The 14,485-nt window shown below is 64.3% G+C and carries 14 protein-coding genes; 8 read left to right on the top strand and 6 right to left on the bottom strand.

The genetic code is table 11. The features are described from left to right. Positions 1-80: 80 nt before the first annotated feature. The gene (pdeM, locus tag K9B37_RS20300; protein ID WP_224315359.1) at positions 81-782 is read right to left on the bottom strand and encodes a ligase-associated DNA damage response endonuclease PdeM; all 702 of its coding nucleotides are present in this window, start codon (positions 780-782) and stop codon (positions 81-83) included. Then, on the bottom strand, positions 779-3,421 hold the full coding sequence (locus K9B37_RS20295) for a ligase-associated DNA damage response DEXH box helicase (protein WP_224315358.1): 2,643 nt from the start codon (positions 3,419-3,421) through the stop codon (positions 779-781). Before K9B37_RS20295 ends, pdeM begins: the two co-directional genes overlap by 4 nt. Before the next feature lie 146 nt (positions 3,422-3,567). Between K9B37_RS20295 and K9B37_RS20290 the strand changes: the two genes are divergently transcribed. Continuing rightward, a complete protein-coding gene (locus K9B37_RS20290) occupies positions 3,568-4,389 on the top strand; it encodes an SDR family oxidoreductase (RefSeq protein ID WP_224315357.1) in 822 nt (273 codons plus the stop codon). 6 nt (positions 4,390-4,395) lie between these two features. On the opposite strand, the gene K9B37_RS20285 is transcribed toward K9B37_RS20290, so the two are convergent. After that, positions 4,396-5,325 carry a class I SAM-dependent DNA methyltransferase gene (locus tag K9B37_RS20285; protein ID WP_224315356.1) on the bottom strand — a complete coding sequence of 310 codons (930 nt, stop codon included), beginning with the start codon at positions 5,323-5,325 and terminating at the stop codon, positions 4,396-4,398. A gap of 101 nt (positions 5,326-5,426) precedes the next feature. Between K9B37_RS20285 and K9B37_RS20280 the strand changes: the two genes are divergently transcribed. The 5 genes from K9B37_RS20280 to K9B37_RS20260 all read left to right on the top strand — a co-directional run bounded on the left by K9B37_RS20280 (position 5,427) and on the right by K9B37_RS20260 (position 10,318). Then, positions 5,427-6,479 carry a ligase-associated DNA damage response exonuclease gene (locus tag K9B37_RS20280; protein ID WP_224315355.1) on the top strand — a complete coding sequence of 351 codons (1,053 nt, stop codon included), beginning with the start codon at positions 5,427-5,429 and terminating at the stop codon, positions 6,477-6,479. Then, a complete protein-coding gene (locus K9B37_RS20275) occupies positions 6,476-8,215 on the top strand; it encodes a cisplatin damage response ATP-dependent DNA ligase (protein WP_224315354.1) in 1,740 nt (579 codons plus the stop codon). The genes K9B37_RS20280 and K9B37_RS20275 overlap by 4 nt, the downstream gene beginning before the upstream one ends. Before the next feature lie 2 nt (positions 8,216-8,217). After that, positions 8,218-8,670, top strand: a complete 453-nt coding sequence (locus K9B37_RS20270) for a secondary thiamine-phosphate synthase enzyme YjbQ (protein WP_224315409.1) — start codon at positions 8,218-8,220, stop codon at positions 8,668-8,670. Between the two features lie 130 nt (positions 8,671-8,800). Beyond that, complete coding sequence (locus K9B37_RS20265) at positions 8,801-9,487, top strand: response regulator (protein WP_224315353.1); 687 nt, start codon at positions 8,801-8,803, stop codon at positions 9,485-9,487. Next, the gene (locus tag K9B37_RS20260) at positions 9,488-10,318 is read left to right on the top strand and encodes an aminoglycoside phosphotransferase family protein (RefSeq protein ID WP_224315352.1); all 831 of its coding nucleotides are present in this window, start codon (positions 9,488-9,490) and stop codon (positions 10,316-10,318) included. Here K9B37_RS20260 and K9B37_RS20255 read toward each other — a convergent pair whose 3' ends face one another. Further along, positions 10,319-11,260: an alpha/beta hydrolase gene (locus K9B37_RS20255; protein WP_224315351.1), complete on the bottom strand. Its 942-nt coding sequence runs from the start codon at positions 11,258-11,260 to the stop codon at positions 10,319-10,321. It abuts the gene before it with no gap. Between the two features lie 98 nt (positions 11,261-11,358). Here K9B37_RS20255 and K9B37_RS20250 point away from each other — a divergent pair, with 98 nt between their 5' ends. Both K9B37_RS20250 and K9B37_RS20245 read left to right on the top strand, forming a co-directional pair. Beyond that, positions 11,359-11,619, top strand: coding sequence for a DUF6460 domain-containing protein (locus K9B37_RS20250; RefSeq protein WP_224315350.1), 261 nt, complete (start codon positions 11,359-11,361; stop codon positions 11,617-11,619). Between the two features lie 9 nt (positions 11,620-11,628). Then, positions 11,629-12,969, top strand: coding sequence for an MATE family efflux transporter (locus K9B37_RS20245; RefSeq protein ID WP_224315349.1), 1,341 nt, complete (start codon positions 11,629-11,631; stop codon positions 12,967-12,969). Between the two features lie 36 nt (positions 12,970-13,005). Here the strand turns inward: K9B37_RS20245 and K9B37_RS20240 are convergent, their stop codons facing one another. Both K9B37_RS20240 and K9B37_RS20235 read right to left on the bottom strand, forming a co-directional pair. Continuing rightward, positions 13,006-14,091 (bottom strand): quinone-dependent dihydroorotate dehydrogenase, encoded by a 1,086-nt coding sequence (locus K9B37_RS20240; RefSeq protein ID WP_224315348.1) that lies wholly within the window; start codon positions 14,089-14,091, stop codon positions 13,006-13,008. Beyond that, positions 14,088-14,432, bottom strand: a complete 345-nt coding sequence (locus K9B37_RS20235) for a DUF952 domain-containing protein (RefSeq protein ID WP_224315347.1) — start codon at positions 14,430-14,432, stop codon at positions 14,088-14,090. Before K9B37_RS20235 ends, K9B37_RS20240 begins: the two co-directional genes overlap by 4 nt. Positions 14,433-14,485: the final 53 nt, after the last annotated feature.

Below are 14,485 nucleotides of genomic sequence, written 5' to 3'. Positions count from 1 at the left end.
GTGGCCCTTAGGGTCAAATGCTTGAAACTTTTGATTCCAAGCATCGAACGTAGAACCGATTCCCACCTTCGTGTTCGACGCTAGTCCCGGCAGAGCATCGATCTGGCAATGGCGAAGATGCGCTCCGTACCGATCAGGTATGCCGTAAAGCCCTTCGGGAAGAGCGGTTTGAAGGCTGCATCGCAGGCATTCAACCCACCGGCATAGGCCCCGAGCGCCGGCATGATGCAGCGCTGTCCGTCCGTCAGAAAGCAACGTCGACGCGTGGCGCGGCCCCGCATCACGACCTTGCCGACCGGATGCAGGTGTCCGGCAACCTCTGCACCTGCTCCTTCCAGAGGTTCATGACGGAGGACGAGTGCGCCCATGGTCATCTCGGACAGGACGCGGCCGCCAATGCTCTCCGGCAGGCTGTGATCGTGATTTCCCGGAATCCAGATCCAGTCCCGGCCCTTCTGGACCTCCGACAGGGTGGCCCGCTCTTCGTCCCCCAGCCGCTCGGGACCGCCGACATCATGAAAACTGTCGCCCAGAGCCACCACGACCCGGGGATCGAAACGATAGACCGCCTCACGCAGGGCCTTCAGGGTCTCGCGGGTATCGTAGGGCGGCAGCATCATGCCGCGCCGGGCAAAGGATGAGCCCTTCTCGAAATGGAGATCGGCCACGAGAAGCGCGTCCTCGTCGGGGAGGTAGAGACCGCCGGTCAGGTCCAGGACGGCAGCTTGTCCGCTCAGGCCGATTTCAGTTGTTGTCTGTTTGTTCTTGAGCAAAGCCGTCACGCCAAAGCCTCGTCGAGAAGCGCTGCTTCCGCCTCGGCCAGAATCTCGTCCGCATCGTCGCTATAGACGCGCTCGCGGCCGATCTCCAGCATGACGGACACGCCTAAGGGAGAAACCCGGTCGAGCGGCTTGTGGATGATTCGCCCCCGGATGCGCTGTAGCAGCATGCCGAGGCGCTTCACGTCGAGGAGTCCCGTTGCCGCATCGGCACGGGCAGCGCGCAGGAGGACGTGGTCCGGCTCGTGCTTGCGCAGCACGTCATAGACAAGATCGGTCGAGATCGTCACCTGACGCTGGGTCTTCTCCTGCCCCGGGAAGCGGCGCTCGATCAGACCCGCAATGACCGCGCAATGGCGGAAGGTGCGCTTCATCAGGGCAGCCTCGGCGAGCCAGTCCTCCAGGTCGTCGCCCAGCATGTCCTCGGAAAATAGCTCGTCGAGAAAGCCGGGCTCGCGGCCAACCCGGGCGGCGATGTCGCCGTTGCCCCATACGGCGAGCCCGTAGTCGTTGGCGACGAATCCGAGGGGCTTGAGGCGAGCGCGCTCCAGCCGCCGCGTCAGCAGCATGCCGAGCGTCTGGTGCGCCAAGCGGCCCTCGAAGGGAAAGCAGGTCATGTAGAAGCGCCCGCCGCGCGGGAAAGTTTCGACCAGAAGGTCGCGGGGACCCGGCACGATGGAGCGGCGGCGCTGCTGAAGGAGATATTCGGTCAGCTGCCGCGGCAGGCGGTCCCATTCGAACGGGTCGGCGAGGATTTCGCGGACCCGCGCGGCCAGGAACGTGGAAAGCGGGAACTTGCCCCCCTCGTAAGATGGGATCTTCGGATCCGTGCCCGGATTCGCGCGGGTGACCAGAACCGCGTCTTCCGCAAGACCTTCGAACTTGAGAACCTCGCCGGCGAAGAGGAACGTGTCGCCGGGCGTCAGGGTCTCGGCAAAATACTCCTCAATCTCGCCCAGGATCTTGCCTCGCGGCACGACGGTGCCCGGCCGGGAGCGGCTGGTCCTGCCTAACCGCACCTTGATCATGGTCGCCTCCACGATGGTCCCGACATTCATCCGGTATTGCTGTGCCACGCGGGCATCGCGCACGCGCCAGAATCCATCCTTTCCCTTCACGATCTTGGCGAAGCGCTCATAAGCGCGAAGGGCATAGCCGCCGGTGGCGACGAAGGCCACGCACGCTTCGAAGTCTTCCCAGGACAAGCCCGCATAGGGCGCGGCCGAACGGATCTCCTCATAGAGGTCTTCCGGCCGGAAAGGATCCGCGCAGGCCATGCCGAGAATGTGCTGGCAGAGCACATCGAGACCGCCGATGCGTGCATCGGGTGTGTCCTGGGCCGCCTCGTGCACGGCGTCGAGAGCCGCCCGGCATTCGAGAATCTCGAAGCGGTTGGCCGGCACCAGATAGGCCTTCGACGGCTCATCCATGCGATGGTTCGAGCGCCCGATGCGCTGCATGATGCGCGAGGCTCCCTTCGGCGCGCCGACATTCACCACCAGGTCCACATCGCCCCAATCGATGCCGAGATCGAGCGTCGCGGTGCAGACCACGGCGCGAAGCTTTCCGGCTGTCATCGCCTCCTCGACGCGACGGCGCTGCGACACGTCGAGAGATCCGTGATGCAGGGCAATGGCCAAACTATCGTCGTTGAGGTTCCAGAGCTCCTGGAACGTGTATTCCGCCTGCATGCGCGTGTTGACGAAGACCAGAGTGGTCTTGTGCTTCCGGATCAGGTCGTAGACCGCCGGCATCGACAGGGCGGCCGTGTGACCGGCAAGCGGCAGGGCCTCCTTGAGGTCGAGCATGCGGATATCCGGCTTTGCTCCCCCCTCGACCACGACGAGATCCGCGAGGGGCAGTTCCACCTCCCCCTTGAGAGGGGAGGTCGCGCTGGAAGCGCGGGAGGGGGTGGGAAGCGCTACCTCTCCGAGTGTGGCGCTGTCACCCCACCCCGAAGCGCTGACGCGCTCCGACCCTCCCCCTCTAGGGGAGGGCAAAGAACGTTGCGGCACCAGGAACTTCCGCAATTCATCCGGCTCGCGAACGGTTGCGGACAGTCCGACAGCAGTCAGGTCGGGCGCAATACTGAAGAGCCGCGCGAGACCGAGAGCGAGCAGATCCCCCCGCTTCGAGGTGACGAGGGAATGCAGCTCATCCAGGACCACTCGGCGCAATCCCTTGAACAGCTCTCCGGCCTCCCGGTGGGCGAGGAGAAGCGCGAGCTGTTCCGGCGTGGTCAGCAGGATGTCCGGCGGCCGCTCGATCTGCCGCGCGCGCTTGTGCGCAGGCGTATCTCCCGTCCGCGTCTCGATGCGGATCGGCAGCCCCATCTCTTGAACCGGCGCTTCGAGATTACGGGCGACGTCAGTGGCCAGGGCCTTGAGGGGGGAGATGTAGAGGGTGTGAAGGGAGGATCTTGTCTTCTTGGGGGATGCCTGCCGTTCTTCCGCCAAGTCTATCAGGCTCGGCAAAAAGCCAGCCAGCGTCTTGCCGGCTCCCGTCGGAGCGACGAGCAGGACGGAGCGGCCCTCCCGCGCCTTGGTCGCGAGCTCGAGCTGATGGGCGCGCGGCTCCCAGCCACGGGATTTGAACCAGTCACGAAAGACTTTAGGGAGAATCGGCACGGAAGATTTCGGCATCTCTCCTCAAGATAGGCCGAACTGTGGATTTCGCTATGGCGACGCCTTTACACAGCATGTGAATCCCAGTCGGGATCGCTTGCTCTAAAAGCTTAGCCGGTTCACTTTGTTCGTCCGATTCCCATAACACCATAACAATCGACGCCATGCCCCAGTCATCCCAATTCACGAAAGCCGTCGCCATCGTCACCGGAGGCACTCAGGGTGTCGGAGAGGCCATCGCCAGGACCCTGGCGGAGCGCGGAGCTGCGGGCCTCGTGATCTGCGGCCGCAATGCCGAGCGCGGCGAGGCGGTTGCCAAGGACATCACCGCAAAGGGATGCCGCACCGTGTTCGTGCAGGCGGAACTGGCCGATGTGGAGCAGGCCCGAGCCGTCGCGGTCCAGGCCGACAAGACTTTCGGGCGCGTCGATGTGCTGGTGAACGCCGCCGGCATCACTGATCGCGGCACGATCTTCGACACCAGCCCGGAGCTTTTCGACCGCATGTTCGCGGTGAATGTCCGCGCACCGTTCTTCCTGATGCAGGAAGCCGCCAAGATCATGCGACGCGAGAAGATCGAAGGGACGATGGTCAACATCCTGTCCATGTCGGCCCATGGCGGCCAGCCCTTCATTTCCGCCTATTGCGGCTCGAAGGGTGCCCTGGCGACGCTCACCAAGAATGCCGCGTTCAGCCTGATGCCCTGGCGCATCCGCGTGAACGGTCTGAACATCGGCTGGATGAACACGCCTGGCGAAGACCGGATCATGCGCACCTACCACGGTGCCGAGGACGGTTGGCTGGAAAAGGCCGCGCAGGGCCAGCCTTTCGGCCGTCTTCTCGATCCGTTCGAGGTGGCCCGCAGCGTCGCATTCCTGGCGAGCAAGGAATCCGGAATGATGACCGGCTCGATCATCGATTTCGATCAGTCGGTGATCGGCTGCTACGAATCCGCGCCGCACCCGTCGACCCCGGCAGCAGCCTGAGACGGCCTAACGCTCCAGCGCGACGAGAAAACCGGGGACCGGCTGTCCCCGGTCCATCCGGGTCGAGACGCGCTCGAACAGAACGGGCGTGAAGCCGACCTGAACGGCGAGCTGCGACAGATAGGGCTCGCTATGCGCATATCGCGCATCTTCGCCCAGCACAAAACCTGCACCGTCATGGGCCTGAGCCGTGAAGGCGAAAAGGCTACCGCGCCTCAGCACGCGATGAACCTCGCGGAAGGCGGTTTCGAGATCCGCCATATAGACGAAGACATCTGCAGCGATCACGAGATCCGCCTCCTCGTCCGCACGTCCGGTCAGGAAACCTACGAGGTCGCTCTCATGCAGGGCGTCGTAGAGTTTTTCCTTGGCGGCTTTCTCGAGCATCCGCGGCGAGAGGTCGACGCCTTCAATCCGAGCGCACCGCCCCGCCAGAGCCTTCGCCATCAGACCGGTACCGCAGCCGAGGTCGAGCGTCGGGCCGAACCGGTCGAGCCTCATGCGCTTCGAGCAGGCCCGCCGGAGGGCATCGATGAGAAGGTCCGGCCCGCGATAGGAGAGGCTTTGGGTCAGGTGTCGTTCGAAACGCGGGGCGTAATCGTCGAAGAGCGCCCGGACATAACCGTCGGACATCGCCTCTTCCGGCGCCACTGCGCCGAGCCGTGCGAGATCGAGCTTCACGCCGAGCGCATCCTCGGGTTCGAGGATCAAAGCTTTTCGGAGCGCCGCCACGGCTGCATCAGCCTGGCCCAATTCCGCCACTGAGCGGCCAAGAAGCGCATGGGCCGCAGCGAAATCGGGGACGAGGTCGAGCACCTGACGCGCCAGATCGGCCGCAGCTTCGAAATCCTTCTCATCGAAGGCGCCGCGGGCGTATTCGTAGCGTCGGTCCGCGAGAAGATCGCCGGAGGAGCGGGAGGTCGATGCAGGAGACATGAGATTTTGCCATGATCGAGCGCGCGGCTGCTGTCAATGCCGACTTAGGCCGGATCGCGTCCGCCTGAAAATGACGGCCGGCTTCCTATATTCGAAGCACCATGGCGCTGCGTTCCACCGACATCCTCACCCAGACCCCGCAGGGACTCTACTGCCCCCTCGGCGATTTCCACATCGACCCCGTCAGGCCCGTAAAACGGGCGCTGATTACGCACGGGCATTCCGACCACGCGCGGTCCGGACATCGCTCCGTCCTGGCGACGCGGGAGACGCTGCGCATCATGGCCGTGCGCTACAGCGAGGGCTTTGCGGGTGCCGCCCAGGAGGCTCCGCTGGGCGAGAGCATCCGCATCAAGGACGTCACGGTGCGTTTCACGCCTGCCGGCCACGTCCTCGGCTCGGCTCAGATCTCCATCGAGGCCGGCGGTACACGGGTCGTGGTGTCAGGCGACTACAAGCGGGCGGCGGATCCGACCTGCCTTCCCTACGAGCTCGTTCCCTGCGATGTCTTCATCACCGAGGCGACCTTCGGCCTGCCGGTCTTTCGCCATCCCGATACCCGCGACGAGGTGCGCAAGCTCCTCGATTCCGTCCATCTCTTCCCAGAGCGGACCCACATCGTCGGCGCCTATGCCCTCGGAAAAGCCCAGCGTGTCATGGCTCTCCTGCGGGAGGAAGGCTACGATAAGCCGATCTATCTGCATGGTGCGATGGAGCGCCTGACGGAACTCTATAAAAGCGAAGGCATTCCGCTCGGCGAGACCCCCAAGGTCGCTGCATCGGAGCGGTCCAAGCTCGCTGGCGCCATCGTGATCTGCCCACCCTCCTCCATCCAGGATCTCTGGTCGCGTCGATTTCCCGATCCCGTCACCTGCTTCGCATCCGGCTGGATGCGGGTGCGGGCACGCGCTCGGCAGAAAGGCGTCGAGCTTCCCCTCGTGATTTCCGATCATTCCGACTGGGATGATCTGTGCCGCACGATCGTGGAGACCGGCGCCGGCGAGGTGTGGGTGACGCATGGGCAGGAAGATGCGCTCGTCCACTGGTGCGCCACGCAGGGGATCAAGGCCCGCCCGTTGCACATGCTGGGATATGGCGACGAAGGCGATGCCGAGGAGACGTCGGACACTGCACCAGAAGGAGGCCATGCGTGAATCGCTTCGCCGCCCTTCTCGACCGCCTCGCCTACGAGCCACGGCGCAACGCCAAGCTGCGGTTGCTGGTGGATTACTTCAGCCACACGCCCGATCCGGACAGGGGTTACGCCCTCGCCGCGCTTACCAATTCGCTCATGTTCAAAGAAGCCAAGCCTGGACTGATCCGCGGGTTGGTAGAGGAGCGTACGGACCCGGTACTGTTCCGAATGTCCTATCACTACGTCGGCGATCTTGCGGAAACGACCGCCCTGATATGGCCCCATCCATCGGCTTCCGAAGAGGGCGCGGCACCCGGCCCCGGTCACAACAATCCGCCGCTCCATGTCCCGACCATCTCCGAAGTCGTCGAGGCTCTCGCGACCACGGGGAAGAGCGAGCTGCCCGCACGCGTCGCCGGCTGGCTCGACGCCCTGGACGAAATCGGTCGGTGGGCCCTCCTCAAGCTCATCACGCGCGAGCTTCGGGTGGGGGTCTCCGCGCGTCTTGCGAAGACTGCCGTCGCTCAACTCGGCGGTGTCGAGGCGGACGAGGTGGAATTGATCTGGCATGGGCTCGAACCGCCCTATGAGCCGCTCTTCGCTTGGGTGGAAGGACGCGCACCCAAGCCCGAGACCAACAATCCCGCACCGTTCCGGCCGCCGATGCTGTCGCATCCGCTCGAGGAGGAGGATTTCGAGAAGCTCGACCCTTCCGATTTCTGGGGCGAATGGAAATGGGACGGCATCCGCCTGCAGGCAGCCGCCGGCAAAGGCTCCGACGGGAGGCTCGTCCGGCGCATCTATTCGCGCACGGGGGAAGACGTGTCGGGAGCCTTCCCGGACCTCGTGGAAGCGCTCGACTTCGAAGGTGCCATCGATGGAGAGCTGCTCATCGTCAGGGACGGCCGCGTCCAGAGTTTCAACGTGCTCCAGCAGCGCCTCAACCGGAAGGCCGTCACAGCCAAGCTCATGACGGAATTTCCGGCCCACCTGCGGGTCTATGATATCCTCGTCGAGGGCTACGAGGACTTGCGCCACCTGCCTTTCTCCGAGCGACGACAACGGCTCGAAGCCCTGGTCGAACGGCTCGACGATCCGCGCATCGATCTCTCGCCGCTCGTGGAATTCTCGTCCTGGGATGTGCTTGCCTCCGCTCGCTCCGACCCGGCCGCCATCGGAGCGGGGCCGGATGCGGATGCCATCGAGGGCTGCATGATCAAGCGGGCGGACAGCCCCTATCTGCCTGGGCGTCCGAAGGGCTATTGGTACAAGTGGAAGCGTGATCCCTATCTCGTCGACGCCGTGATGATGTACGGCCAGCGCGGCCACGGGAAGCGCTCGTCCTATTACTCGGACTATACCTTCGGGGTCTGGCGCGACGGGTCAGACGGCGAGGAACTGGTCCCGGTCGGAAAGGCCTATCACGGCTTCACGGACGAGGAGCTGCTCCAGCTCGATCGCTATGTCCGCAACCATACCGTCAACCGTTTCGGACCCGTCCGCGAGGTGGAGTACGGCAAGGACCGAGGCCTCGTGCTCGAAGTGGCCTTCGAAGGGTTGCAGCGATCGAGCCGGCACAAGTCCGGCGTCGCCATGCGGTTCCCGCGGATCAACCGTATCCGCTGGGACAAGCCCGCCGCCGAGGCCGACCGGATCGAGACCCTGGAAAAGATCCTCGAACGGGGTGAGAAAGAAATTCATCCCCTCGACGGGCGCATCGTGACCGATCGGGAAACGGAGGGCGAGACATCATGACCATGCTGTCAGTCGAAACCTTGACCGAGGGCAGCGTCACGCAACAAGCCATGGGGCGCCTGATGGTTCAGACGCAGGGCCAAGGCTTCACCGAATTGACGGAACCGGTCGCCCGCTGGGTGCTGGGAACCGGTATCACGCACGGCGTCCTCACCGTCTTCTGTCGCCATACCTCGGCATCGCTGCTGATCCAGGAAAATGCCGATCCAGACGTCCGCCGGGATCTCCTCACCGCCTTCGAACGGCTTGCCCCGCGGAATGCTGGCTATGTGCATTCCACCGAAGGCCCGGACGATATGCCGGCCCATATCCGCACCGTGCTCAGCGGGATCTCCCTCACGATTCCTGTGACGGAAGGGCAGATGGTCCTCGGGACCTGGCAAGGGCTCTTTCTGGTGGAGCATCGGGACATTCCACATCAGCGGGACATCCTGCTCCACCTCCTTGGTGCATGAGCCGGACGCCGAACTGGCTAAGCTTTGTTTTCCAGCCCCATTCGGCTGAGTTTCAGGTAGAATGGGCTTCGTGCGCTTCCGTCCCGCCTTGCCATATCAGGGGAGATGCGGATAAGGCTCAAGGAGTTGCGTGGGAGACGACGTAGTGCAGGGTCAAAATACCACGATCATCATCGCTGACGACCACCCGCTGTTCCGGGGAGCGCTGCGTCAGGCTATCGGCTCGGTGATGCCGAAAGCACGAGTCGTCGAAGCCAATGGAATGGACGACCTGAATACCGCCCTCGGCCAGGAGCGGGACATCGATCTGATCCTCCTCGATCTCACCATGCCGGGCGTCCAGGGCTTTTCGGGCCTGCTGTCTCTCCGCGCCCAGCATCCGGAACTGCCCGTGGTGATCGTGTCCGCCACCGAGGAGGCGACCGTCATCCGCCGAGCCATGGAATTCGGGGCGTCCGGCTTCATTCCGAAATCCATCGACATCGACAGCATCGGCGGCGCCATCGAGGCGGTCCTGGCGGGCGATGTCTGGACACCTCCGGACGTGGATCTCTCGGCCGCCGAGGACAAGGAGACCGCCGATCTCGTCCGTCGTCTCGCGACCCTCACGCCGCAGCAGGTCCGGGTACTGACCATGCTCTCCGAGGGCCTCCTCAACAAGCAGATCGCCTACGAGCTCTCCGTCTCCGAGGCGACCGTGAAGGCCCATGTCTCGGCCATCCTCGACAAGCTCGGCGTCGACAGCCGCACCCAGGCGGTGATCGCCGCTTCGAAGATCGGCGTCACCCAGCGCCCTTCCCCTGCCAGCGCCGACTAGATGGCGGTCCATCCGGGCGCCGTGCCCCCGGTCTTCGGCCCCTACCTGACCCTCTGGAGGCTTGTTCCGGACGGCCCGCCGGTCGTGACGCACAGCAGCGATCTCCTGCCGGTCTGCCGGGCCGACGGGGCCCTGGCTATGCTCAAGATCCCGCGCGAGGCCGAGGAACGCCGCGGCAGCCTCCTGATGACATGGTGGCAGGGCGACGGCGCGGCCCGCGTCCTCGCCCATGACGTCGACGCGCTTCTCCTGGAACGGGCGACCGGACAGCGCTCCCTATCGGCCATGGTCCGGGAGGGCCGCGACGACGAGGCGAGTCAGACCCTCTGCGCGGTAGCGGCCAAGCTCCACGCCCCGCGCCCGCATCCCCGACCCGATCTTGCGCCCCTCGACCACTGGTTCCGGCAGCTCGCGCCGGCCGCGGTCCGTTACGGCGGGATCCTGGTCAAGGCCAATGCGGTCGCGCAGCACCTGCTCTCCTCGCAGCAGGACATCGTCCCGCTCCACGGGGATATCCATCACGACAACGTCCTCGATTTCGGCCCCCGGGGCTGGCTCGCGATCGATCCGAAGGGGCTTGTCGGCGAACGGACCTTCGACTTCGCGAACATCCTGCGCGACCCGGAGGACCAGACGGCCTTCGTCGTGGAGAATTTCGGCAGGCGGTCCCATATGCTGGCGCAGGCGGCAGGCGTCGAGCGCACGCGCCTCCTCCAATGGACCCTGGCCTTCGCGGGCCTCTCGGCCGCCTGGATCCTGGACGACGGCGACGAACCGACGCTCGATCTCGCTATCGCCGAACGGGCCGCGGCGGAGCTTTCCCTTCGCTGATCAGAGGCTGTTCACGAAGGCGTCGATCCTGGATAGGGCCTTCTCTCCCATCGCGCTCTCGTAGCGGATGAAGACATGGCAGCCGCCGGGCCAGATCGCGAGATCCGTCCGGTTGCCGAAGGAGGTCCAACGGGCCGCCATGAACAGGGTATCGTCGAGCAGAAGGTCCCGCGTGCCCACCGAGAACAGGGCCGGCGGCATTCCTTTCAGGTCGGCATAGAGCGGCGAGATATCGGGATCGCGTCGATCCACCTTGGGACCGCAGAGGTTGTCGGCGAAGATCTCGACATCCCGCGTATTGAGGACGAGCTTGTCGGTGCCCCAATTCACGACGCTCGGCGTCAGGCCCAGATCGTAGCAGCCGGCAAAGAGATTGGCACCCCGGAAGGGTGTCACCCCGTGCCGGTCGCGCAGCCGCAGCAGCGTTGCGGCCGACAAATGCGCGCCAGCCGACTCGCCGCCGATAAAGAGCCGATCCGTTCCGAAGCGCGCCTTCGCCTCGCGGAGCACCCAGAGCGCAGCAGCCTCGCAATCGTCATGCGCGGCCGGATACGGATCCTCGGGGGCCAGACGATACTCGACCGAGACCACGGCGAGGCCACAATGATCCGCCATCCGGTCCAGATAGGGATCCTGCTCGTCGGCGGTGCCCCAGGTCCAGCCTCCTCCATGGATGTGGAAATAGATGCCACGGGGATTGTCCGGCGCAATGATGCGCAGCGGAAGCGGGCCTGCGGGCCCATCGATGGTGATGACCTGCGCGCCCCTGCTCTTGGGCATGGGCGGGAAAGGCCCCAGGCCCTGGCGACGGCGCTCGCGGACCAGAGCGGGCGGGAATGACCAGGGGTCGGGCAACTCGGTTAGGCGGGCCAGGATTTCAGCATTCTGCGCCTTGATTTCGTCGCTGATGCTCGCCGGGTCGAAAACGGTTGGGTCGATCATGCCGGGCTCGGGTGAGGTTGCGTTCGTCGCCGTCCCTTGCGATGAAGCACACGCGATGGCCGAGGTCCAGCACGGCGAAGGGATAAGGATTTAAGACAATGTCCAACGTGAACAGGTTTCTCGGTGGCTCGCCGGGCTCGGTGCTGATCAAGCTGATTTTCTTGTCGCTGCTGGTCGGAGCCTTCATGGCCTTCCTCAACATCACGCCCTTTGGCCTGATCGAAGGCGTCTACAATTGGCTGCGCTCGCTCCTCGGACTCAGCATGGATACGGTGGTCGAGGTTGGGCGCTGGGTCCTCTATGGCGCCATCATCGTCGTCCCCCTGTGGTTCATCGCGCGCCTGTTCGGCCGGAACTGAGAATTTTCCATGGAAGGCTCCATCTCCTCACGGCAGATCGTCGTCACGCACAAGCGCATGCTGGCGCTGGCGCTGCCGATGACCCTGTCCCACGTGACGACACCACTGCTCGGTCTTGTCGACGCCGCGGTGATCGGACGGCTCGGCGAGGCCTATCTCCTCGGGGCGGTGGCGCTCGGCGCGGTCGTGTTCGATTTCGTCTTCTGGAGCTTCGGATCCTTACGCATGGCAACGGCGGGCATGACCGCGCAGGCCACGGGCGCCGGGGACCGGCATGAAGTGGATCGGACTCTGGCCCGTGCACTTCTGGTCGCCGCCGTCATCGGCATTCTGCTCATTTTGCTGCAGTGGCCCATCGCGTTGATCGCCTTCCCTCTGACCGGAGCGAGCGACGCGGTGAAAGGTGCGCTTGCGACCTACTTCTACATCCGTATCTGGGCGGCGCCCTTCACGCTGGCGAATTACGTCATCCTCGGCTCGACGCTCGGACGCGCCCGCACCGATCTCGGCCTGCTCCTGCAGGTTGCCATCAACATCGCCAACATTCTCCTGACCTCGGCGCTGGTGCTTGTCTTCGAATGGGGCGTCGCGGGTGCAGCCATCGGCACGGCGATTGCGGAGATCTTCGGTGTGGGGCTGGGCATTCTCGTGCTGCGACGGTTGGGTTCTAATCCCTTTGCAGTCGCCCGGCATGAGATTCTCAACCGCGCGGCCATGCTGCAGACCCTGAGCATGAATCGGGACATCATGATCCGCAACATGGCGCTGATGATGGCCTTCGGCATCTTCAGCGCCTTCGGCGCGCGTTCCGGCGACGTGACACTCGCAGCCAATGCAGTGCTCTACAACATGTTCCTGATCGGCGGGTATTTCCTCGACGGCTTCGCCACCGCTGCGGAAACGCTGTGCGGCCAATGCATCGGCGCACGCGATGCCCGCAGCTTCCGTCGCGCCATTGCCTTAAGCCTCGGATGGAGTCTCGGCTTCGGCCTGACGGTTTCCGCGATCTTTCTCGCCGGCGGCGGGCTGTTCATCGACTTCGTCTCGACCAGTCCGGACGTGCGCCTCTATGCCCGCGATTATCTCGTCTATGCTGCATTGACGCCATTGGTGGGCGCTGCCGCCTTTGCCTTCGACGGCATCTATACGGGCGCCACATGGACGAAGGCGATGCGCGATCTCATGCTCGTCGCTCTCGCAATCTACGGCGCTGTACTCATCGCCGCAGGATCACTCGGTAATACGGGTCTCTGGATCGCGCTTCTGATCTTTCTCGGAGTCAGAGGAATGGGACAGGCTCTGCTCTACCCTCGGCTGGCCCGTAAGACCTTTACGGCCCTGACGGCCTGAACGAACGTCGCGGGAGTCGGGCCATCGCGCCCTTAGTCAGAACCGGCCTTCCGCTATTGCGGCCGCATCGCGTCCCACGGCCTGATCGAGGGACGTGCCTTCCTCCTGAAGTGCGCTCAGAAGCCCCTGCTTGATCTCGCCGATCAGCGCGGGTCCCTTGTACACCAGAGCGGAGTAGAGCTGGATCAGGCTCGCGCCGGCGCGGATCTTGGCCCATGCGGCTTCAGGAGAGCCGACACCACCGACACCAACAAGCGGCATAGTGCGTCCGACGCGGAGATATGTTTGCGCCAGGAGTCTCGTCGAAGGCTCGAACAGCGGCTTTCCGGAAAGGCCGCCTGTTTCGGTCGAGAGCGCCTTCTCCTTCAAGCTGGCCGGTCGGGCAATCGTGGTGTTCGACACCGTCAGCCCATCCACGCCGCGTCGCTGCGCGGTCGCCACGACGGCGTCCAGTGTCTCCAGCGAGATGTCGGGGGCAATCTTCAAGAGGATGGTGGTTTGGGTCCGCCCTTCATCCGCCTTGTTCCGCGCCTCGATGCAACGGGCCAGAAGATCGTCGAGAAACGCTTCACCCTGCAGATCGCGCAGGCCGGGCGTGTTCGGAGACGATACGTTGATAGTGAGAAAATCGACGAGCCCCGACAACTCGCGAACGCAGAGAACGTAATCGGCGATGCGGTCGTTCGAGTCCTTGTTGGCGCCAATGTTGACGCCGACGATTCCCGGACGGCCGCGGCGGGCGATCAAGCGCCGGCGGGCAGCCGCAAGCCCTTCGCTGTTCAGACCGAACCGATTGATGACGGCCTCATCCTGCGCGAGACGGAAGACACGTGGCCGTGGATTGCCTTCCTGCGGCTTCGGCACGACGCCGCCCAACTCAACGAATCCGAAGCCCTGTGCCAGGAGCTGATCCGGCACCTCGCACTGCTTGTCGAAACCCGCGGCAAGTCCGACCGGATTGGGAAAACGGCGTCCGAACACCTCGACCGCCAGTCGGGCATCATCCGCCCCGGGCCGTCCTGGCGGCATCAGAGCGAGACTCCGGATCGTCAGCTGGTGCGCCGTCTCCGCGTCGAGCGCGTGCAGGAACTTCTTCGCGAGAGGAAAGAGAGAGGAGATCATTCGGCAAGGTCCGGAAACAGATGTCGACCTTCCTTCCCTAACGGAAGAGGCTTCACCCAGAGAACTGCGGAGAGGGACAAAGGGGCGTAGAGATGCGGGAACAGGTCGCCGCCGCGGGACGGTTCGTATCTCAACGCGTCGCCAAGACGCTCATCGTCCACAGCGATCAGAAGCAAGTCATCCTGGCCAGCAAAATGCCGGTCTGCCGTTTCCCGGACTTGCGATGTGGTGGAAAAGTGGATGTACCCATCCCGAGCATCGATCGGAGCGCCATCGAAGGCTTTTGCCGCCTCGGCGGCCTCCCAGAGCGGTCGCGAACAGATTTTATAGATAGTCGCCATAGCGCTTTTGAGTAGCGCCCGTCTCTCGATAGGGCAACCGGAACATGAGCGCG

Origin of the sequence: Microvirga puerhi (genome assembly GCF_020089865.1) — a bacterium.
Lineage (GTDB): Bacteria > Pseudomonadota > Alphaproteobacteria > Rhizobiales > Beijerinckiaceae > Microvirga > Microvirga puerhi.
This window is presented reverse-complemented; position numbering and strand designations above follow the sequence as displayed.